Source organism: Pseudomonas sp. B21-051 (assembly GCF_024748795.1).
Taxonomy (GTDB): domain Bacteria; phylum Pseudomonadota; class Gammaproteobacteria; order Pseudomonadales; family Pseudomonadaceae; genus Aquipseudomonas; species Aquipseudomonas putida_A.
Genome location: NZ_CP087166.1, coordinates 1,352,261 through 1,373,588 on the forward strand (window position 1 = coordinate 1,352,261; position 21,328 = coordinate 1,373,588).

Sequence of the window (21,328 nt, forward strand, 5' to 3'; positions counted from 1 at the left end):
CTGAAAGTAAACGAGACTAAACTTCTGGCGCATGATCCCCTGTGGGAGCGAGCCTGCTCGCGAAGGCGTAGTGTCAGTCGACGAATATGTTAACTGACTCACCGCTTTCGCGAGCAGGCTCGCTCCCACAGGGGATTTTGGTGGCGGCTGGAATGTAAAAAGCCCCCGCAGCCTTGAGGTTGCGGGGGCTTTTCGTTTTGCCGGTGCAGATCACTCTGCCGGCTGATCCTTGCTCTGACGCTTCTCGATCAAGTCCACCAGGCGCTTGGCCAGCGCCGGGTAGTTCTCGTCGAAGTGGTGGCCGCCGGGCAGTTTCACCGCTTCGCCGACTGCCGTCTTGTCGGTGCAGCCGCTTTCGTCGGTTTCTTCGGCGCCGTAGATGCACACTACTTTGGCGGCAGGCAGCTTGGCCATTTCCGGGCCGGTGGCGGCTTCTTTGCCGGCGTTGCCGAGCCAGCCTTCGACTTCGATTTCGAAGCTGCCGGTGCGGGCGAAGGCCAGCAGGATGATGGCGTCGACGCGTTGCTGCTCGGTGTCCGGCAGGCGGTTGTAGATCGCTGGCAGGACGTCGGCACCGAACGAGTAACCGGTCAGGATGAAGCGCTTGGTGCCCCATTTCTGCCGGTAGTGCTGCATCAGTTCGGTCAGATCCAGCGCGCTTTGCTCAGGGCTCTTGTGCTGCCAGTAGTAGCGCAGGGTGTCGATGCCGACCACCGGGTAGCCGATCTTGGCCATCTCGCCGGCCACGTCGCGGTCGAGGTCGCGCCAGCCGCCGTCACCGGAGAGGAACAGGGTCACGGTGTCTTTGGCCTGACCGGCCGGCACTTCAACCACCGGGATCGCCAGACCGCCGTTGGCCTTGTCGCCGCCGACGAGGATCTTGCGCAGCTCGTTGTTCAGCACTTGTGGCAGATTGATGTCGTAGTCGCTGATGCTGGTTTCGGCGTTCGGTTGATCGCGCACGAAACCGGCGCTGGTGTCGTCCGGGTTGTCGTTCCATGCCACCAGCCAGTGGCCATGCGCCGCGGATTTCGGCAGCAGGTGAGTGCAGCCGGGTTTTTCCAGCGCCAGGTCGACCGAGATCGCCTGGGCCTTGTCGTCCTTCTGCTCGGACAACCAGCGCCAAGCCAGTACCGCGCCAGGGCCGATACCGCTGACCAGCGTGGCCGGGCCGTTCAGTTCGCGCAGGCCAGTTTGCAGCGCGCGGCTCTGTTGCAGGCAGTCCTTGGGCAGAATCACCTGAACGATCTGCGCCGAGGCGCTGCGGCTCAGGGTGCTCAGTTGGTTGTCGGTCAGCTTCTGGTCGCCATTGACCGCGACCAGCACCTGAGCCTTGGGCTGGGTGCCGGGAATGACGCGGGTCATGACCGTGCCGTCGGCGGCCGTCAGTGGTTGCAGAGTCGGTTGCGGTGCCGGGCGTTTGAGGTACCAGTAGCCGCCGCCGGCAATCACGGCCAGCACGATCAGTGCGGCCAGGATGTACTTCAGGGAGCGTTGAATCATCAGCGTTTCACCAATCCAGTCAAGCCGCCCGCGATCAGGGCAGCAGTATCGGCCAGCGCCACCAGCGGATCGAGTCCGGCGGGCACTGCCATATAACGGGGTTCCCAGTCAGGCTGGAACTTGTCTTTGAAGCGGCGCAAGCCTTGGAAGTTGTACAGCTGCTCACCACGGCGGAAGACCATCGAGCCCAGGCGCTGGGTCAGCGGTGCACCACGTCGGGGTTGCAACCCCGACAACGGCACCATGCCCAGGCTGAAGCGCGCGTATCCGTGACTCTTATAGTGTTGAATCAAACCGACCATCAGGAATTCCATGGTCAGCTTGGGGGCGTCCGGGTGCGAGCGCATCAGGTCGAGACTGGCCAGGTCATGGCTGAAAGTCTCGAGCAGGTTGGCGAACGCCACCGGGCGACCTTCGAAGCGAATCACCGCAATGTGGAAATGCTTCAGGTAATCGTCGCTGAATCGCCCGAGGGAGAAACCTTTCTCGCGCACGTTCTTGCCGGTCAGCCACGCATCGGAAATCACTTTCAACTCGTCCATCGGCGCCTGGCCCGGCTCATGGATTTCCAGCGACAGACCATCGCGGGTACCACGGTTCCAGGTGTAGCGCAGGTCCTTCATCTCTTTGCCCTTGGCTTCCAGGTCAAAGCGCTGCAGATCGACCCGGGCTTCTTCGCCGAGCTTGATCGCGGTCAGGCCGATGTCCATGTAGTACGGCAGGTTTTCCGCACGTACCTGATAGAACACTGGACGGGCGTGATGGATGTCGCACAGGTCGCGGAACTGCCAGATCATCTCGGCGCGTTGCTGGCCGGGGCCGATCGGGTCGTACAGTGCCACCAGGCTACGGCCACGGCGGGCGTACATCAGGAAGGCTTCGTCGTTCTGGTGAAACAGCAACGCCTTGTCACCGGTCAGCGCGAGGCCACCATCGGGTTGCGACGAAGCCATCAGGATTTTTGCGGCGCGATCCAGTTCGTCCGGAGTCGGCAGGTGGATCACCGGGCGCGCGGTACGCAGCAGCCAGGTCAGCGCGATTACCAGCAACAACACGGCGGCGCCGAGCAACGAACGCAAGCCGCGCGGGGCATCTGCGTCGAGGGTGAACTGCCACCACAGTTGATGGCTGTAAGGCACGTCCTGATAGGCGAACAGCAGCAACCAGGTCGAGGCGCCCAACACGCAAAGGCTGGCCACCAGATACAGCGGCGAGAACGGCAGTTCGGTCAGGCGGCTCGGGCGATAGAACGAACGGCGAAACACCCCCAGCAGCGCAGCGGTGAGTGTCATCAACGTGGCTTCTTCCCAGTCGAAGCCTTTGAGCAGCGAGAGCAGGGCGCCGACCAGCAACAGAATGGTGGTCAGCATCCACGCGGCTGACAGGCGACGGCGCAGGCCCTGCGCCAGCATCAGACACAGCACACCGATCAGGCTGGCGCCGAAATGCGAGGCGTCGACCAGGCGATGCGGGATCAGAAAACCGATGTGTTCCAGACGCGTGTCGATCTCCGGGGTTGCGCCGGAAAACAGCAGTACCACGCCGGACAGGAACACCAGCACCGCCAGAATCGGCGCGGCCAGACCGGATGCGGCGCGCATGGTCTGGGTCTGGAACAGGCGCTGGCCTTCGTTGATCAGCAAAAACAGGCAGGCCACCAGCAGCGGCAGCACGACGTAGATCAGACGATAGAGCAGCAAGGCGGCGGCGAGTGGCGCGGCTCCGAGGGTGTCAGCGAAAGCGGCCAGCAGGATCGCTTCGAAGACCCCGACCCCGCCCGGCACATGGCTGAGGACGCCGGCGGCCAGGGCCAGCAGGTACACCAGCAGGAAGGCGCCGAACGGCGGGGCTTCCGGCAGCAGCAGATAAAGCACGGTGGCCGCTGCGGCGACGTCGAGGGCGGTGATGATCAGTTGCAGGAAGGTCAGGCGTCGGCCGGGCAGGCGCAGCGTCCGGCGACCGGCCCTGACCAGCAGGTTGTCGCGGTACGGTTGCTCCGGCAGACGGCGGCGATAGATGCCGATCGCCAGAATCGCGCCCAGACCGAGCACCACCATGGCAATCGTGCCGAGCAAGCCTTCCGACAGGCCCAGTGCGGCGGAGGCGGCGGGCAGGTCGCTCAGGGTCGCGAGAGCCGCCAGCGGTGGCAGGGCGCAACCCAGCGACAGGCTGGCGAACAGGGTCATGTGCGCGACTTCGGAGGCGCCCAGCCCATGGCGTGCATATAAACGGTAGCGCACCGAGCCGCCGGACAGCAGCGACAGGCCGATGGCGTTGCCAATCGCAAAAGCGGTGAAGCCGCCCAGCGCCAGAGTGCGCGGCGGCAGTGTCACGCCGGCATAGCGGCTGGCCGACCATTCGTAGCCCAGCAATATGATGAAGCCGACCACCGTCGCAGCCACTGCGCCGAGCAGGGCCGGTTTTGGCACAGCCAGGATCGAGTCGTGCAATGCGTAGAGATCGAGCTCGCTCAGCAGGTGGCGACAGGCAATCAGCGCAATGGCAAACAGCAGCAACGTGACCGCCAGACCGATCGGCTGGCGATATTTGCTCAACCGATCCAGCAAGCGCAGGCGCTCGGGTTTGATCGGATGTTCTGCTGTGACGGTGTCTTGTGAATCAGACGAGTTGGCGCGCATCAATCACCTCTTGGATTGTGCGCGACAGGATGGAGGTATCCAGCCAAGTTACCAATCCCTGTAGAAAAAAATAATCACAAAATACTACGCCTCTCATCCGGGATCGGCGAGGGCGGGTCATGGATTGCAGACGTCTTGCCTGCGACTCAAGCATAGTCGCAACTGGGCGGGTCTGATGATCCTGAGCGTTTCACTGCAGCGTGACAGATCATTGTTGCGAAAGGACTTTTTCCACAGATACAAAAAAGGCCACTCTTTCGAGCAGCCTTTTTTGATGTTTGGTTGCGGGAGCCGGATTTGAACCGACGACCTTCGGGTTATGAGCCCGACGAGCTACCAGACTGCTCCATCCCGCGTCTGTGTGGCGGCATTCTACAGGCGAACGGCGAGGTGTCAACCGCTAATCCCGTAAAGGGTCAAATAAGTGTGAATTTGCGTCAAACGGTCGCAGCGGCCCGGTAAGTTTCGGAAATGCAACGAATTCCTGTTCGCCAGGATGTGCGTGATGCGGAGGTCGGTCTGAAAAACAGACAGGCACAAAAAAGGCCACTCTTTCGAGTAGCCTTTTTTGATGTTTGGTTGCGGGAGCCGGATTTGAACCGACGACCTTCGGGTTATGAGCCCGACGAGCTACCAGACTGCTCCATCCCGCGTCTGTGTGTCGGCATTCTACAGAGGATCGCCGGGGTGTCAACCTTGAATCTGGATAAATCTGTTCCTGTTCAATCGGTTAGCGCTTTTTGCAGTGCAGGCGAAGGGCGCGCAGGGCAGGTGGGGCAAGGCTTTCAGCTCTATCGGTCGGTGATTCTCGATTGAGAAAATAAATTCATCGTGGTTTTCCTACAACCTGAAAAGAACATTCAGACTACTGGTGCTATATACAGGTGCGAGTGAGATACTGCGTTTCCGGCTCGCCATGTTTCCTTTTCTGTCATGACCCAGCGAAAAATCATCCACGTCGACTGTGACTGTTTCTACGCCGCCATCGAGATGCGCGACGACCCGAACCTGGCCGGCAAGCCCCTGGCGGTGGGGGGATCGGCGGATCGGCGTGGGGTGATTGCCACCTGCAACTATGAAGCGCGGGCGTATGGCGTACGTTCGGCAATGTCGTCCGGGCATGCCTTGAAGCTGTGCCCCGACCTGACCATCGTCAAGCCGCGCATGGAGGCCTATCGCGAAGCCTCAAAGGAAATCCATACGATCTTTCGCGATTACACCGATCTGATCGAGCCACTGTCGCTTGATGAGGCCTATCTTGACGTTTCCGACAGTGCGCATTTTGGCGGCAGCGCCACGCGCATCGCTCAGGATATCCGCCGCCGGGTCTCCAATCAGTTGCACATCACCGTGTCTGCGGGCGTGGCCCCGAACAAGTTTCTGGCGAAAATCGCCAGTGACTGGAAGAAGCCCAACGGGTTGTTCGTGATTACCCCGGATCAGGTCGAGGATTTCGTCAGTGGCTTGCCGGTGAGCAAGTTGCACGGCGTCGGCAAGGTCACTGCCGACAAACTGGGCAAGCTCGGCATCGTCGATTGCCTGCAACTGCGCGAGTGGGACAAGTTGGCGCTGGTGCGCGAATTCGGCAGTTTCGGTGAGCGACTGTGGAGTCTGGCTCGTGGGATCGATGATCGGTTGGTGCACAACGACAGCCGCCGTCAGTCAATCAGCGTGGAAAATACCTACGACGTCGATCTGCCGGATCTGCGCAGTTGCCTCGACAAGTTGCCGGAGCTGCTGGAAACCTTGAAAACCCGCATGGAGCGGATCGACAGCAGTTATCGCCCGGGCAAGCCGTTCGTCAAAGTGAAGTTCCATGACTTTACCCAGACCACACTGGAGCAGGCCGGGGCAGGGCGCGATCTGGGCAGTTATCAGTTGATGCTGACGCAGGCGTTCAACCGGGGCGGGAAACCGGTGCGGTTGTTGGGTGTGGGGGTGAGACTTGAGGATTTGCGCGGCGGGTTCGAGCAGATGGAGTTGTTTGAGCGGTAGATGTGCGGTGTCTGTCAGGACCTCTTCGCGAGCAGGCTCGCTCCCACGTTAGATTGCATTTCACTGTGGGAGCGAGCCTGCTCGCGAAGCTTTTGCTGTTAATTCGGTCCTGGATCAGCGACCAGACGTCCGGCATCCTTGGTCAGCGACTTGAGAAACTCAGTCTGCAACTCAGGATCGTTACGCGTCAGTTCGATCAGGCTTTGCTCCAGCTCGCTGGCTTCTTCTTCCAGACCCAGTTCCGACAGACGCTTGACCCGGTGGACCCACTGGCTCACTTCGTCGTCTTCCAGATCGTCGTAAATCAACCCGTGCGCTTCGAGCAACTTGCTGCGCAAATGGCTGCTGATCGCCAGGGATGAATCGCTGTGCACATCATCCTTGCCGTCTTCGACGCTGATCTGCAGTTTGCCGATATGATTCAGGTCATTTTCGGCGAATGGACTGTCCAGCAGGTTCAGGCGCAGCACGCCATTGCGGTCGGTGGTCATGTCGAAGGTCTGCTTGCCGGCCTTGACCTGCACCGGACGCTCGCTCCACGGCAGGCTCGAATACTCCGTGCGCTTGTCGCGCTGGACTTCATCGATACCGGCCAGGTTCTGTTGCGCACGGCCGTGGGACTGCACGTTCATAAACGGGTTGACCCCGGCAATGCCGTAGTTCAACCAGTCCTTGGTCACGCTGTCCGGCAGGTTGCCCAGGGCGAATACGTTGACCACATTGGCGCCGATGCCGGCGACCACGGCCACCGCGCCCAGCGGGATCTCGTAGATTTCGCGCCAGGGCTGATAAGGCGTGTAGCGATCGTAACGACGGGTGACTTCGAACTCGGTGACTTCGAAGGTCTTCTGTTCGTTGATTTTCACGCGACGCTGCGGCAGTTCGAGCACCTTAGGCTCACCGACATCGATCTGCAGGCTGTGATCGAGCAATTTGCGCTCGACCCGCTCTTCGTGCTCGCTGCGCTGTGACATCTGATTGGCACAGCCGCTGACCAGCAGGGCGCCGCACAAGGCGGCACCACCGAGGCCCAAGGTGTTTCGCTTGAACATGAGGTCTCTATCTGGATTCAGCGGCGGATACGGGCCTGAAGGAAGGACACCACGTCGGCGACCGGCAGCGCTTGCGCTTCGGCTTCGGTGCGGCTCTTGTATTCCAGGTTGCCTTCGGCGAGGCCGCGGTCGCTGACCACGATCCGGTGAGGAATACCGATCAGCTCCATGTCCGCGAACTTGATGCCCGGGCTGGTTTTCTTGTCGCGATCGTCCAGCAACACTTCGAAACCGGCCGCAGTCAGTTCTGCGTACAGCTTGTCAGTGGCTTCGCGCACCTGCTCGGTTTCATAACGCAGCGGTACCAGAGCGATCTGGAACGGCGCCAGGGTGTCGCTCCAGATGATGCCTTTCTCGTCGTTGTTCTGCTCGATGGCGGCAGCGACCACGCGGGATACGCCGATTCCGTAGCAACCCATTTCCAGGGTGACCGGTTTGCCGTTCTCGCCCAGCACTTCGCACTTCATCGCCTTGCTGTACTTGTTGCCCAGCTGGAAGATGTGCCCGACTTCGATGCCGCGCTTGATTTCCAGGGTGCCTTTGCCGTCCGGGCTTGGGTCACCGGCCACGACGTTTCGCAGGTCGGCAACGGTTGGAACCGGCAGATCGCGCTCCCAGTTCACGCCGAAGTAGTGCTTGTCGTCGATGTTCGCACCGATGCCGAAGTCGCTCATCAGTTCGACCGAACGGTCGATGATGATCGGCAGCGGCAGGTTCAGCGGGCCGAGCGAACCGGCGCCGGCGCCAATGGCGTCACGCAGCTCGGCATCGGAAGCCATGACCAGCGGGCTGGCCACGCCTGGCTGGTTGGCAGCCTTGATTTCGTTCAGCTCGTGGTCGCCACGGATGATCAGGGCAATCAGCTTGCCTGGCTCTTCGGCATGGACGATCAGGGTCTTGATGGTCTTTTCAATCGGCAGATTGAATTTTTCCACCAGCGCGGCAATGGTCTTGGTGTCTGGAGTGTCGACCAGGCGCAGCTCTTCGGCCGGCGCTGGACGCGAGGTTTCGCGTGGCACGGCTTCGGCTTTCTCGATGTTCGCCGCGTAGTCGGAGCCGTTGCTGAAGACGATGTCGTCTTCGCCGGACTCGGCCAGTACGTGGAACTCGTGGGAGCCGGCGCCACCGATCGAGCCGTTGTCGGCTTCAACCGGACGGAATTTCAGGCCCAGACGGGTGAACACGTTGCAGTACGCCTGATGCATGCGGTCGTAGGTGACCTGCAGCGAAGCCTGATCGGCGTGGAACGAGTAGGCGTCCTTCATGATGAATTCGCGGCCGCGCATCAAACCGAAGCGTGGGCGGATTTCGTCACGGAATTTGGTCTGGATCTGGTACAGGTTGATCGGCAGCTGTTTGTAGCTGCTCAACTCGTTGCGCATCAGATCGGTGATCACTTCTTCGTGGGTCGGGCCCGCGCAGAAGTCGCGACCGTGGCGGTCTTTGATGCGCAGCAGCTCAGGGCCGTATTCTTCCCAGCGCCCCGATTCCTGCCACAGCTCGGCCGGTTGGGTGCTCGGCATCAACACTTCAAGAGAACCGGCAGCGTTCATTTCTTCGCGAACGATGGCTTCAACCTTGCGCATTACCCGCAAGCCCATCGGCAGCCAGGTGTACAGGCCCGAGGCGAGTTTGCGAATCATGCCGGCGCGCAGCATCAGCTGGTGGCTGACGACGACCGCATCGGAAGGCGTTTCTTTCTGTGTGGCGAGCAAAAATTGACTGGTGCGCATGGTTGGCCGTTGTCGGTTGCTATGACTGGAAATGACGGAGCAGTGTACCGGCGAGATTTGCCGACGTACAGGATTGCGCTCGGCGGTGAGGCGCAACGGCGGGAATCCTCCCGCCGTTGCTGAAATGTCCTACGACTCCTCGACGACGGAGGTTGGTGCAGGCTCGGGTGTCGGCGTCGGGCCCGCACGGCGATTTTCCTGGAACCAGTGCAGGGCGATCAACAGGAGGGTCGGCACGCCGAGCAGTGCGGTGATCATGAAGAAGCTGTGGTAACCGAACTTCTCGACCATTACCCCGGAATAGCCGCCCATCAGCCGCGGCAGCAACAGCATGATCGAACTGAGCAGGGCGTACTGGGTGGCCGAAAACTTGAGGTTGGTCAGGCTCGACAGGTAGGCGACGAACGCCGAGGTCGCAAGCCCTGAACTGAAGTTGTCGAGCGAAATGGTGACCACCAGCATCTTCAGGTTCGGCCCCATGTCGGCGAGCATCACGAACAGCAGATTGGTTGCCGCCGAAGCCGCGCCACCGATGAACAGGATCGGCAGGATACCGAAGCGCACGATCAGCAGACCACCCATGCCGGCGCCGACCAGGGTCATGATCAGGCCAAAGATCTTGCTGACGCTGGCAATCTGATCCTTGGTGAAGCCCTGGTCGATGTAGAACACGTTGGCCATTACGCCCATTACCGTGTCGGACATGCGGTAGGTGGCGATCAGTCCGAGCAACAGCAACGCCTGCCAGCGGTAGCGCAGGATGAAGTCGTTGACCGGAGTCAGCACCGGCGCCAGGCCGCGACGGCCCATGGTCGACAGGCACAGGCCGGTGAGCAGGGTGTAAAGGATCGCGCGCAGGAAGGCGCGGTCTTCGAGCAACAGGTCGAGCGGGCTCATATTGCCGAACAGCACGCCGGCGAAATCGGTGTTGTAGAGCTGGGTGAACATCGCCGGAACCGACACCAGCAACACGATCAGCACGAATACCGAGGCCAGTTGATGCGCGAAGCTGTAGCGGCCGGCCTGCAATTGTGTGCGCAGTGGCACTGGCGGCTCGCGCATCAGCAGCGAAGTCAGCAGGGCAGGGACCATCAACACGCCGAACAGGGCGTAGGTGCCGGTCCAGGCCGAGTGTTGATAGTTGAAGCCGGTGGAGCCGAAGCCTTCGGCGAAGAACAGTGCGCCCGCCGTGGCCAGCAGGGCGGCGACGCGATAGCCGGACATGTAACTGGCGGCCAGCGCGGCCTGGCGACTGTCGTCGGCAATTTCCAGACGATAGGCGTCGACCGCGATGTCTTGGGTGGCGGAGGCGAAGGCGACGATAACGGCGATGGCGATCAGCCAGGACAGGTGTTTTTGCGGATCACAGAAGCCCATGCCGATCAGGCCCAGAATCACCAGAGTCTGCGAGAGCACCAGCCACGAACGGCGGCGGCCAAGCTTGCCCAATAAAGGCAGGCGCCATTGGTCGAGCAGCGGTGACCAGACCCATTTGAAGGCGTACGCCAGACCGATCAGGCTGGCGTAGCCGATGGTTTCACGGGCAACGCCGGCCTCACGCAGCCAGACGGAAAGCGTCGAAAACACCAGCATGTACGGCAGGCCGGCAGCAAAACCGAGCAACAACAGCACGAGCGTCGAGGGACTGGCATAGGCGGCGAGCGCGGCGCGCCAGGTTTTACGGGGCATGGGCTGAAGTCTGCCTCAAGATTGCGAAAACAAAGCGCGCACTCTAACCGCTGTGCTCTACCGGACGCCAGCCATGGCGCTGAATATCCACACGATTGTTCAGGACGGTGACGCCTTCAGCACGCAATCGTGCCCGTTGTTCGTCCCCCGAGGGGCTGCCCGGCGGCAGACTGATCCGACCGCCGGCACCCAGTACCCGGTGCCACGGCAGTCTGGTATCGCCGGGTAATTGGCTCAGGGTCCGGCCGACCCAGCGGGCGGCGCGCCCCAACCCTGCGAGTTCCGCCAGTTGACCGTAGCTGACCACCTTGCCCTCAGGCACTTGGGCAAGGGTGGAATAAAGCGCCGTGCGTCGGATTTGCGCTTCGCTTTCCTCGGGATGATTCGGCTCTTTCACCTGCGCGGTTCCTGAACAATAGTCGTATCGATGGGCTCAAGCGTAATCGCTCGTTGGCCAGATGAGAAATGAACTCAATGGAAATCGCCCGGTCAGTCCTTGTCACGGCCTTATTCCTACGGATAATGCCGACCTTTTTCGCAAACTTGAGCCCTCGATCCGCTTATGTTGTCCAGAACCTTGTTGTGCCTTGCTGTTTTCAGTGCCTCCACGCCGCTGCTTGCCGATACCGTCTGGTTGAAGAACGGTGACAAGTTGAGCGGCAAGATTTCCGTTTTCGATGGCGGCAAATTGCTGATCCAGACCCAGTATGCGGGTGCGGTCAGCATCGACTGGAAAGAGGTCAAGACCCTGCAAAGCGATCAGGAGCTGCTGGTCAAACAGGACGCCTACAACGGTGAAAAAGCCAAGTCGCTGACCGCCGCCGATGATGGCAAGGTCACCCTGGCCAACGGCGAAGCGCCGAAAACCGTCGAGCTGGCGAGCATCCAGCAGATTCTCAAGCCGAAACCGGTGGTCGAGGATCTGGTGTGGAAAGGCAATATAGGTCTGGCGATGGATTATCAGCGGGCGGAAAAGGACACCGACGATTACGACATCGACTTCAAGACCACCGCGCGTCATGGCCGCTGGCGGCACACCGCCGAGGGCGAATACAACCGCGAAGTGCAGGACGAGCAGGTCACCACCAATAACTGGCGCGCCGAATACGCACTCGACCGCTTCCTGACTGACAAGTGGTTCTGGCAGGGTCGCCTGAACTACAAGCGTGACTACGTTGAAGAACTGTCGCGTCAGCGTGTGGTCGGTACCGGTCCGGGTTACCAGTTCTGGGACGACGAGCTGGGCGCGTTCTCGCTCGGTTCGCTGCTCAACCGCACCGATTACGAGTACAGCGATGGCGGCAAGGACAACTTCTACTCGGTCGCCATGAAGTGGGATTACAACCGCTACCTGATCGGCAAGAAAGTCGAGTTTTTCACCAATGGCGAACTGGGCAAGCCGCTGTCTGACGTAGCCAACTATGCGCTGGATGCCGAGATGGGCCTGCGCTACAAGGTCACCGACTGGGCCTCGCTCAACCTCAAGGCTGAGCGCGACATCATCAGCGGCACCAAGGATGCGGATTTGAACAAGACCCGCTATACCGCAGGGTTTGGCGTGGCCTGGTAAAGCAGAAGCAAAAGATCGCAGCCTGCGGCAGCTCCTACAGGAGGGCTGCGCGGGCTGCGATCTTTTTTTGCGCATGGAAAAACACGCGCCCACAAAAAAGCCCCGCTTTTGAGGGCGGGGCTCTTTTCTAAAGAAGCTACAAGTTAGATAACTTGTACTTCTTCAGCTTGCATGCCTTTCTGACCGCGGGTAGCGATGAAAGAAACCTGTTGGCCTTCTTTCAGGCTTTTGAAGCCGTCGGATTGGATAGCTTTGAAGTGAACGAACAGGTCGTCACCGGATTGTGGAGTGATGAAGCCGAAGCCTTTTTCATCGTTGAACCACTTAACGGTACCGGTTTGGCGATTAGACATGGTGTAACTCCTTGAACAAAGATAACTGCGACTCAGGAAGAACCCTGGCCGAGACTGAGTGCAAAGAGCAGGAAAAATTCTTGTAGATGGTTGGATCGAAATTCAACATATCGTGTAGAGATTCTCAGTGACACAAGCAACACAGTGGCGCCACCTTAACCCTTTTTCCGGAACGTGCCAATGTTTCTTGCGAAGGTTTCTCTGTTTTAGGGATCGACGGTGTGACGGTTCGTCGCCAGAGCCTGTATTTCCAGGGTGTTCGGCGAGAATTGCAGCGCGGACTTTGAACCCGGCGGCGCGCCCGGTAAGATGCCGGACAGATTTTTTCCACCTCGCTATTCAGGACACCCGCCATGAGCATCAAATCGGACAAGTGGATTCGCCGCATGGCGCAGGAACACGGCATGATCGAGCCTTTCGTCGAGCGCCAGGTGCGCGGCAGCGATGACAGCCGTGTGATTTCCTACGGTGTGTCGAGCTACGGCTACGATGTGCGCTGCACCAACCATTTCAAGGTGTTCACCAACATCAATTCGGCGATCGTCGATCCGAAGAACTTCGATGCCGGCAGCTTTGTCGACATCCACAGCGACGTCTGCATCATCCCGCCGAACTCCTTCGCCCTGGCCAGCACCGTCGAATACTTCCGCATTCCGCGCAATGTATTGACCATCTGCCTGGGTAAAAGCACCTACGCGCGCTGCGGCATCATCGTCAACGTCACCCCGCTCGAGCCTGAGTGGGAAGGCCACGTGACCCTGGAATTCTCCAACACCACCAACCTGCCGGCGAAAATCTACGCCAACGAAGGCGTGGCGCAGATGCTGTTCCTCGAATCCGACGAGCAATGCGAAGTTTCGTACAAGGATCGCGGCGGCAAATATCAGGGCCAGCGTGGCGTCACCCTGCCGCGTACCTGATCCATCCGGCAGTTCGCGGGAATTCTTTGGCGGGCAGACACTCTATGGGGTGTACTGCCCGTTTTTGCTTCTGGCAAAGCGGGCCTTCGCCGAGGAGGTTGCATGAAGATCGATCCGCATATCACCGCCCAACTGGCAAGGCTTGAGCCCAATCAGGTTGGCGTTTTGGCCTGGTCATTGTTGGCACACCCGGCTTTCCATATGGCAGGCGGCATTCCCGGTCAGCCTGATCCCGACACCCCTAACGAACAACCGACCGAACCCGGCGAGCCGACGCTGCCGGACGAGCCACCACCCGCGCCAGTGGCCTGAGTCGCTACTCCATGAATGGCCAGTCAGCTGAGGTTTGCCCAAGACCTCAACTGACGGGCCATATTTCGTTGTCGCCGATGACGAAAATCCTGCACTGAGCGTCTTTCTCGACCTGATAACCACCGGTAAAGGCACCAAAGGCCGGCAGCAGGCTCAATCGCTCACCCATTCGGAAACACGCCAGCCGCAAGCGCTGCCGCCCCTTGCCGTTGAGCCGATAGACCGGATGCACGTGCCCTGCCAGCACATGCCGCTCGGGATGTGGATCCGGTTCGTGTTGCAGGGCAAACGGCCCGAGCAGCATCGGTTCCGGAACCACGCGGATATTCAGCGCCGTCGGTGGATCCCCGGCACGTTTGTCGTGGTTGCCGCGAATCAGCGTCATCGGCAGATCGGCATGACGTGCGCGCCATTCGGCCAAGGCATTCAGCGTACCCGCCGCATGCGAGCCGGGTCCGTGCAGAAAGTCGCCGAGGAAAATCAGCTGCCGACAGGGCAGTCTCGCCAGCAAGCGGTCGAGCACTTCGATATTCGCCGTCGTCGTGCCTTGTGGCACCGGCTGGCCGAGGCTGCGATAGGCCGCGGCTTTGCCGAAATGCACATCGGCGATCAGCAGTGCTTGCTGCGCCGGCCAGTACAGGGCCTTTTCCGGCAGCAGCCAGAGCTCCTCACCAGCCAGGCGCACTGGATACGCTGCACTCATGAGGCTTGACCCTTGTCGGCGGATTTCTCCAGATCGCCGACCATGCGCCGGATGCGGTCGGCGAGTTTTTCCGAACTCATGCTTTCGCGCATGCGCTCCACCAGCAACGGAAAGCCCAGTGGTGTAGGACGTTTGATCAGATGCATGTCCAGTTTCATCCGGTTGATCCGCTCCAATGTCTGTTCCAGACGACGAATATCCAGTTCTTCGCGCAGAACTTCTTCCCCGGCCTGGGCCAGCAGCAGGTTGTCGGCGTCGTACTGCTTGAACACTTCGAAGAATAATCCGCTGGAGGCCTGCACCTGGCGGGTACTTTTCGGCGCGCCGGGATAACCGGCGAACACCAGCCCGGCGATCCGCGCGATTTCGCGAAAGCGCCGCAACGCCAACTCCCCGGCATTGAGGCTCGCCAGCACGTCGCGCAACAGATTCTCGGGGCTGAGCAGCGCCGCATCGAATTGTCCGGACCAATCGACCGGCGTGGCGCTAAGCAACTCCAGCCCGTAATCATTGACCGCAATCGAGAACGTCAGCGGCTGACGCTGACTGATGCGCCACGCCAGCAGGCTGGCGAGCCCCAGATGCACCTGGCGCCCCGCAAACGGGTAGAGGAAAAGGTGCCAGCCCTCGCGGGATTTCAGTACCTCCGCCAACAGACTGTCAGACGTGGGAAGACCCGACCAGCGCGCCTGGGTTTGCAGCAACGGTTGCAGCGCCTGCATTTCCGGGCCGACGAACTCCCCGCGCGCTGCCGCCGTGAAGCGGCTGACCACGGCGGCGGCCAGTTCGTTGGAAAGCGGCATGCGGCCACCATTCCAGCGCGGTACGGCGGCTTTTTTCGCGGTGCTGCGTTTCACGTAAGCGGTCATGTTTTCCACCCGCACCAGTTCCAGCAAACGCCCGGCGAACAGAAAGCCGTCGCCCGGTTTCAGCCGCGCGATAAAGCCTTCCTCGACACTGCCCAGCTGCTTGCCGCCGCCACCCTTGCTCCAGAATTTCAGATTGATGCTCGCGTCGCTGACGATGGTGCCGATGCTCATGCGATGACGGCGTGCCAATCGTGCATCGGGTACCCGCCAGACACCGTGTTCGTCCGGTTCGACCCGGCGGTAATCCGGATAGGCTGTCAGCGACAGCCCGCCGTGACGTACGAACGCCAGCGCCCAGGCCCAGTCTGCCAGTGTCAGATCACGATAAGCCCAGGCACCACGCACTTCTTCGTACAGCTCTTCGGGAATAAAGCCACCGCCCAGCGCCATGCTGACCAGGTGCTGCACTAGCACATCGAGCGGTTTGTGCGGCGACAGACGCGGTTCGATGAGTCGTTGCGCCACGGCGTCGCCTGCGGCAGCGGCTTCGATCAGTTCCAGGCTGTGGGTCGGCACCAGCGTCACTCGCGAGGTGCGCCCCGGCGCGTGACCGGAGCGCCCGGCGCGTTGCATCAGCCGCGCTACGCCTTTGGCCGAGCCGATCTGCAGGACCCGTTCCACCGGTAAAAAGTCCACGCCCAGATCCAGGCTCGACGTACAGACCACGGCTTTCAGCTTGCCGTCCTTCAACGCTTGCTCGACCCAGTCGCGGGTCTCGCGGGACAGTGAGCTGTGGTGCAACGCGATCAGCCCGGCCCAGTCCGGCCGCGCTTCGAGCAATGCCTGATACCAGATTTCCGACTGCGCGCGGGTGTTGGTGAACACCAGGCTGCTGGCGCAGGCGTCCAGTTCGGCAACAACCTGCGGCAGCATCTTCAGACCGATGTGCCCGGCCCATGGAAAACGCTCGATGGCCGGTGGGATCAAGGTGTCGACCTTGAGTGATTTTTCACTCTGGCCCTGCACGCTGATCCCGCCGCCCTGTGGGATCAGCACCTGTTCGGCGTGGGCTTGATTGCCGAGGGTGGCGGACACGCCCCAGACGATCAGCTCGGGTTGCCAATGGCGCAGACGGGCGAGGGCCAGTTGCAGCTGTACGCCGCGTTTGTTGCCGAGCAGTTCGTGCCATTCATCGACAACGATCATCCGCAGGCTCGACAACGCAGTCCTGGCGTCGGCTCGGGCAAGCAGCAGGGTCAGGCTTTCCGGAGTGGTGATCAATGTGGTCGGCAGACGCCGACCCTGACGCGCGCGTTCGGCGCTGCTGGTGTCGCCGGTGCGCAGACCGATGCTCCACGGAATCTGCAAATCGCTGACCGGCGCTTGCAGGGCGCGCGCGGTGTCAGCGGCGAGGGCGCGCATCGGCGTGATCCACAGCACGGTCAACGGTTCGGCTGGCGCTTTGCGTTTTTTGCTGTCTGCAACGCTGGGTTTGATGCGGGCGAAGCGGTTGAGCGCGGCGAACCACACCGCATAGGTTTTACCGGCGCCGGTGCTGGCATGGAGCAACCCCGACTGACCTTGTTTGACGGCGGCCCACACCTGCTTTTGAAAGGCGAACGGCTTCCAGTTGCGTGCGCTGAACCAGAGTTTTGCGAAGTCGGTGGAGGTCGGCATACCGGCGGCGTGCGCTCTGAAAGTGTTCCTTCAGTGACCGCGCCGACTGGCGAAAGGTTTAATCACGCCGCAATCCCCTTGTAGGAGCTGCCGCAGGCTGCGATCTTTTGATCTTGAAAGGCAACATCAAAAGATCGCAGCCTGCGGCAGCTCCTACACAGGGGATCCGGGGTTACTTGAGGTTACCGCTGAGGAACTGCTTCAGCCGTTCGCTCTTCGGGTTGCCCAGCACATCTTCTGGCGCGCCTTCTTCTTCCACCAGCCCTTGATGCAGAAACAGCACCTGGCTGGAGACCTTGCGGGCGAAGCTCATTTCATGGGTCACCATGATCATCGTCCGACCTTCTTCAGCCAGACCCTGAATCACCCGCAACACCTCACCCACCAGCTCCGGGTCGAGTGCCGAGGTCGGTTCGTCGAACAGCATCACTTCCGGCTCCATCGCCAGCGCCCGGGCAATCGCCACCCGCTGTTGCTGGCCGCCGGAGAGAAACGCCGGGTACTGATCGGCAACCCGCGCCGGCAGGCCCACTTTATCCAGATAACGGCGGGCGCGGTCTTCGGCTTCCTGCTTGCTGCAACCCAGCACCCGGCGCGGGGCCATGGTGATGTTTTCCAGCACGGTCATGTGGCTCCACAGGTTGAAATGCTGGAACACCATGGCCAGTCGCGTGCGCAGGCGTTGCAGTTCATTCGGGTCGGCGACGTGCATGCCGTGGCGGTCGGTGACCATGCGGATCGCCTGGCCATCGAGGCTCATGGCGCCGTCGTTGGGTTGTTCGAGGAAGTTGATGCAGCGCAAAAAGGTGCTTTTACCCGAGCCGCTGGCGCCGATCAGGCTGATCACGTCGCCGGTTTTGGCCTTGAGCGAAACGCCTTTGAGTACCTGATGGTCGCCATAGCTTTTGTGCAGACCTTCAACAGTCAATTTGTACATGGGACAGACATCCTCAAGGCGAAAGTAGGTAGCCGCTGCGATAGGCTTCGGCGCCCGCCACGTGGGCGATCACCATGCCGGCAGTGGCCATGCGCCGCAGCGAGCGGGCGTACAGCAGGCCGGCGGCAGTGCAATGAATGGGGGTGACCCGGTCGTGGATCGGGTCGATGATTTCGGCAATCTGTTGCCCGGCTTGCAGGTATTGCCCGGCGGTGGCGGTGTAAACCAGCAAGCCGCCCACCGGCGTGGTCACCGGTTCGACGCCGGCCAACGGCGTGGCGGGGAAGGGCAAGGGCGGCTGGGGCTTGGTCTCGCCGACGATCGCGTCGAACTGGATCAGGTAATCGATCAAGGCCTGGCAGTCACGACTGGCCATTGGGTGATTGACGTCACCCTGGCCGCGCAATTCCACGGTCACCGAAAAACTGCCCAGCGGAATCTCGAAGTGTTCGCCAAAGCGTTCCTGCAGTTGCCACCACAACAAGGTGAAGCATTCGTCGAACGACTGGCCGCCGGAATCGGTGGCCAGCAGGCTGGCCTGGGCTTCGATGTAACGCGCCAGCGGCTCGACCTGCGGCCACGCTTCGGGCGTGGTGTACAGGTGAACCACGGATTCGAAATCGCAATGCAGGTCCAGCACCATGTCGGCATCGCACGCCAGCCGTTGCAGGGTCAGGCGCTGGGATTGCAGTTGCGTGGCGGCGGTCTGGCGGGCGAGGGCGTTGCGCAGGCTGGCGCGGATCAGCTCAAGGTTGCGCTGCGGGTCGTCGCCCAGCTTGCCCTCGATGTCGTTGCCGATTTCTTCGCTGAGGTCGACGAACCAGCGATTGAAGTTCTGCCCGCTCTCCAGCTCGTAGCGGCCCAGCGGCACGTCCATCAGCACTTGTTCGAGGCCGACCGGATTGGCCACCGGCACCAGCACGATCTGGCTGCGCAGGCGCCCGGCGGCTTCCAGCTCCGCCAGTCGCTGCTTGAGGTGCCAGGCCACGAGCATGCCGGGCATTTCGTCGGCATGCAGCGAGGACTGGATGTAGATCTTGCCTTGGGCCTGCTCCGGGCCGAAGTGGAAGCTGTGGATCTGTCGTGCGGTCCCCGGCACCGGGGCCAACAGGTCATGGATCTGGTGTCGCATTACAGGTTTTCCTAGTGGGTCGGCCCGAGGAATGCCAGCCATCGGCGTTCGGCGAGGCGGAACAGGCCGACCAGCGCGAAGGTGATGGTCAGGTAGATCAGCGCGGCGATGCCGAACGACTGGAAGGTCAGGTAGGTCGCCGAGTTGGCGTCCCGCGCAACTTTCAGGATGTCGGGGATGGTCGCGGTGAAGGCCACGGTGGTCGAGTGCAGCATCAGGATCACTTCGTTGCTGTAATACGGCAACGACCGGCGCAGCGCCGACGGCATGATCACGTAGGCGTACAGCTTCCAGCCGGTCAGCCCGTAGGCCTTGGCCGCTTCGACTTCGCCATGGTTCATGCTGCGGATCGCCCCGGCGAAAATCTCCGTGGTGTAGGCGCAGGTGTTCAGGGCGAACGCGAGGATCGTGCAGTTCATCGCATCGCGAAAGAAACTGTCGAGCAACGGCTGCGCACGCACGGCGGCCAGGCTGTAGATCCCGGTGTAGCAAATCAGCAACTGGATATACAGCGGCGTGCCCCGGAACAGATAGGTGTAGAACTGCACCGGCCAGCGCACATAGAAGTGCGACGAGACCCGGGCAATCGACAGCGGAATCGACACCAGGAAGCCAATGAAGATCGAGGCGCTGAGCAGCCACATCGTCATCGCCAGGCCGGTGATGTTGTTGCCGTCGGTATAAAGGAAGGGTTTCCAGTATTCCTGCAGGAGTTCGATCATCGTACGGCCTCCCGGGCACCGGCGGCGTAGCGACGCTCGAGCCAGCGCAGGATGACGTTCGAAGCACTGGTGATCAGCAGATAGATCAAGGCGGCGAGTACCAGGAAGTAGAACAGTTGATAGGTGCTTTTACCGGCGTCCTGCGCGGCTTTGACCAGATCCGCCAGACCGATGATCGACACCAGCGCAGTGGCCTTGAGCATCACCATCCAGTTGTTGCCGATGCCCGGCAGGGCGAAGCGCATCATTTGCGGGAACACCACGAAGCGAAAGCGCTGTCCACGTTTGAGGCCATAAGCGGTGGCCGCTTCAACCTGACCGCGCGGCACGGCGAGAATCGCCCCACGGAAGGTTTCGGTGAAATAGGCGCCATAGATGAAGCCCAGGGTAATCACCCCGGCGGTGAAAGAGTCGATTTCGATGTAGTCCCATTCCATGACATCGGTCAGGGCGGTCAACCAGGTTTGCAGGCTGTAGAAAATCAGCAGCATCAGCACCAGATCCGGCACCCCGCGAATCAGCGTGGTGTAGAGCTGGGCAGGCAGGCGCAGCAGTTTGGATTTCGACAGTTTGGCACTGGCGCCCAAGAGGCCGAGCAACACGGCCACCAGCAGCGACAACGCCGACAATTTGATGGTCATCCAGGTGCCTTCCAACAGCAACGGACCGAAGCCCTTGAGGCTGAAGGCGGAGAGCCCCAGATTTTGTAAGAGGTTTTCGAACATAAATCAGCAACCTGAGCGGATGGAAAAGGCGCCCATCGACTGATGGGCGCCAGGGCATTATTTACCGCTGTACAGATTCAGATCGCCAAAGTGTTTCTTTTGAATCTCGGCGTATTTGCCGTCATCGTGTAACGCTTTGATACCTTTATCTAAAAGCGCCTTCAGCTCTTTGTTACCTTTCTTAATACCGACAGCGGTTTTGGCTGGCAGCAATTCGCTGTCGACCGGCTTGCTGACTTCGTAGTTGGCGCCATCCGGTGACTTCAAAAAGCCCAGTTCGGCTTGCAGCATGTCCTGGATCGAGGCGTCGAGACGGCCGTTTTTCAGGTCGGCGTAGACCTGATCCTGGTTGGCGTAAGCCTGGATTTTCACCCCGGCCTTCTCCAATACGGCTTTGGCGTAGGCTTCCTGGATGGTGCCTTGCTCGTAACCGACGGACTTGCCCTTGAGGGAAGCGACGTCATCGCTCAGGCCGGAGCCCTTCTTGAACACGTAGGAAGTCGGGCCGGAGAACAGCTCGCTGGAGAAGTCGATCGCCTTTTCACGGGCCGGGGTCACGGTCATCGACGAGATCACACCGTCGAATTTGTTGGCGTTGAGGCCCGGAATCATGCCGTCGAAGTCGCTTTCAACCCATTTGCACTTGACCTTCAGCTCGGCGCAGATCGCGTTGCCCAGGTCGATGTCGAAGCCCACCAGGCTGCCGTCGGCCGCTTTCGACTCGAACGGTGCGTAGGAAGGATCAACGCCAAAACGCAGCTCTTTGTATTCCTTGGCCAGCGCGGAGCCGGCAGCCATGCACAACGCCAGTGCAGAAAGGGTCAGCAATGCTTTTTTCATTATTCAATCCCTAAGAA

Annotated in this window: 18 protein-coding genes and 2 tRNA genes; 4 read left to right on the top strand and 16 right to left on the bottom strand. The window is 60.8% G+C overall.

All coding sequences use genetic code 11. The annotated features are described in order from the left end of the window. Nucleotides 1–210: 210 nt before the first annotated feature. From LOY52_RS05995 to LOY52_RS06010, 4 genes are all read right to left on the bottom strand, one after another. The gene (locus LOY52_RS05995; RefSeq protein WP_258678674.1) at nt 211–1,503 is read right to left on the bottom strand and encodes a virulence factor family protein; all 1,293 of its coding nucleotides are present in this window, start codon (nt 1,501–1,503) and stop codon (nt 211–213) included. Next, a complete protein-coding gene (gene mprF / locus LOY52_RS06000) occupies nt 1,503–4,142 on the bottom strand; it encodes a bifunctional lysylphosphatidylglycerol flippase/synthetase MprF (RefSeq protein ID WP_258678675.1) in 2,640 nt (879 codons plus the stop codon). The genes LOY52_RS05995 and mprF overlap by 1 nt, the downstream gene beginning before the upstream one ends. A 279-nt stretch (nt 4,143–4,421) precedes the next feature. Continuing rightward, nucleotides 4,422–4,498: transfer RNA gene (locus tag LOY52_RS06005), tRNA-Met, on the bottom strand. Between the two features lie 220 nt (nt 4,499–4,718). Beyond that, a tRNA-Met gene (locus LOY52_RS06010) sits at nt 4,719–4,795 on the bottom strand. 280 nt (nt 4,796–5,075) lie between these two features. On the opposite strand from LOY52_RS06010, the gene dinB reads away from it, so the two are divergent. Further along, on the top strand, nt 5,076–6,137 hold the full coding sequence (gene dinB / locus LOY52_RS06015) for a DNA polymerase IV (protein ID WP_098967529.1): 1,062 nt from the start codon (nt 5,076–5,078) through the stop codon (nt 6,135–6,137). A 98-nt stretch (nt 6,138–6,235) separates the two neighbouring features. On the opposite strand, the gene LOY52_RS06020 is transcribed toward dinB, so the two are convergent. The 4 genes from LOY52_RS06020 to LOY52_RS06035 all read right to left on the bottom strand — a co-directional run bounded on the left by LOY52_RS06020 (nt 6,236) and on the right by LOY52_RS06035 (nt 11,008). Beyond that, nucleotides 6,236–7,189 carry a hypothetical protein gene (locus tag LOY52_RS06020; RefSeq protein WP_123586995.1) on the bottom strand — a complete coding sequence of 318 codons (954 nt, stop codon included), beginning with the start codon at nt 7,187–7,189 and terminating at the stop codon, nt 6,236–6,238. Between the two features lie 17 nt (nt 7,190–7,206). After that, nucleotides 7,207–8,922 (bottom strand): proline--tRNA ligase, encoded by a 1,716-nt coding sequence (locus tag LOY52_RS06025; protein WP_258678676.1) that lies wholly within the window; start codon nt 8,920–8,922, stop codon nt 7,207–7,209. A 129-nt stretch (nt 8,923–9,051) separates the two neighbouring features. Continuing rightward, nucleotides 9,052–10,611 (bottom strand): AmpG family muropeptide MFS transporter, encoded by a 1,560-nt coding sequence (locus LOY52_RS06030; protein WP_258678677.1) that lies wholly within the window; start codon nt 10,609–10,611, stop codon nt 9,052–9,054. A gap of 43 nt (nt 10,612–10,654) precedes the next feature. After that, nucleotides 10,655–11,008 carry an MGMT family protein gene (locus LOY52_RS06035; protein WP_258678678.1) on the bottom strand — a complete coding sequence of 118 codons (354 nt, stop codon included), beginning with the start codon at nt 11,006–11,008 and terminating at the stop codon, nt 10,655–10,657. Between the two features lie 165 nt (nt 11,009–11,173). Here LOY52_RS06035 and LOY52_RS06040 point away from each other — a divergent pair, with 165 nt between their 5' ends. Beyond that, the gene (locus LOY52_RS06040; protein ID WP_027614345.1) at nt 11,174–12,181 is read left to right on the top strand and encodes a DUF481 domain-containing protein; all 1,008 of its coding nucleotides are present in this window, start codon (nt 11,174–11,176) and stop codon (nt 12,179–12,181) included. 143 nt (nt 12,182–12,324) lie between these two features. Here the strand turns inward: LOY52_RS06040 and LOY52_RS06045 are convergent, their stop codons facing one another. Continuing rightward, nucleotides 12,325–12,534: a cold-shock protein gene (locus LOY52_RS06045; RefSeq protein WP_002554837.1), complete on the bottom strand. Its 210-nt coding sequence runs from the start codon at nt 12,532–12,534 to the stop codon at nt 12,325–12,327. A 353-nt stretch (nt 12,535–12,887) separates the two neighbouring features. On the opposite strand from LOY52_RS06045, the gene dcd reads away from it, so the two are divergent. Next, a complete protein-coding gene (gene dcd / locus LOY52_RS06050; protein WP_003222308.1) occupies nt 12,888–13,454 on the top strand; it encodes a dCTP deaminase in 567 nt (188 codons plus the stop codon). A 102-nt stretch (nt 13,455–13,556) separates the two neighbouring features. Further along, a complete protein-coding gene (locus LOY52_RS06055; RefSeq protein ID WP_027614346.1) occupies nt 13,557–13,766 on the top strand; it encodes a hypothetical protein in 210 nt (69 codons plus the stop codon). Between the two features lie 46 nt (nt 13,767–13,812). On the opposite strand, the gene pdeM is transcribed toward LOY52_RS06055, so the two are convergent. From pdeM to LOY52_RS06090, 7 genes are all read right to left on the bottom strand, one after another. Next, complete coding sequence (gene pdeM, locus LOY52_RS06060; RefSeq protein WP_258678679.1) at nt 13,813–14,469, bottom strand: ligase-associated DNA damage response endonuclease PdeM; 657 nt, start codon at nt 14,467–14,469, stop codon at nt 13,813–13,815. After that, nucleotides 14,466–16,955, bottom strand: a complete 2,490-nt coding sequence (locus tag LOY52_RS06065) for a ligase-associated DNA damage response DEXH box helicase (RefSeq protein ID WP_258678680.1) — start codon at nt 16,953–16,955, stop codon at nt 14,466–14,468. The genes pdeM and LOY52_RS06065 overlap by 4 nt, the downstream gene beginning before the upstream one ends. A gap of 172 nt (nt 16,956–17,127) precedes the next feature. Next, nucleotides 17,128–17,892, bottom strand: a complete 765-nt coding sequence (locus tag LOY52_RS06070; RefSeq protein ID WP_003222314.1) for an ABC transporter ATP-binding protein — start codon at nt 17,890–17,892, stop codon at nt 17,128–17,130. A gap of 13 nt (nt 17,893–17,905) precedes the next feature. Continuing rightward, complete coding sequence (locus tag LOY52_RS06075) at nt 17,906–19,024, bottom strand: succinylglutamate desuccinylase/aspartoacylase family protein (protein WP_258678681.1); 1,119 nt, start codon at nt 19,022–19,024, stop codon at nt 17,906–17,908. Nucleotides 19,025–19,035: 11 nt separating this feature from the next. After that, the gene (locus LOY52_RS06080) at nt 19,036–19,746 is read right to left on the bottom strand and encodes an ABC transporter permease (RefSeq protein ID WP_003222318.1); all 711 of its coding nucleotides are present in this window, start codon (nt 19,744–19,746) and stop codon (nt 19,036–19,038) included. Continuing rightward, entirely contained in the window at nt 19,743–20,471 is a 729-nt protein-coding gene (locus LOY52_RS06085) for an ABC transporter permease (RefSeq protein ID WP_003222319.1), read from the bottom strand. The genes LOY52_RS06080 and LOY52_RS06085 overlap by 4 nt, the downstream gene beginning before the upstream one ends. A gap of 57 nt (nt 20,472–20,528) precedes the next feature. Continuing rightward, nucleotides 20,529–21,311, bottom strand: coding sequence for a transporter substrate-binding domain-containing protein (locus tag LOY52_RS06090; RefSeq protein ID WP_003222321.1), 783 nt, complete (start codon nt 21,309–21,311; stop codon nt 20,529–20,531). Nucleotides 21,312–21,328: the final 17 nt, after the last annotated feature.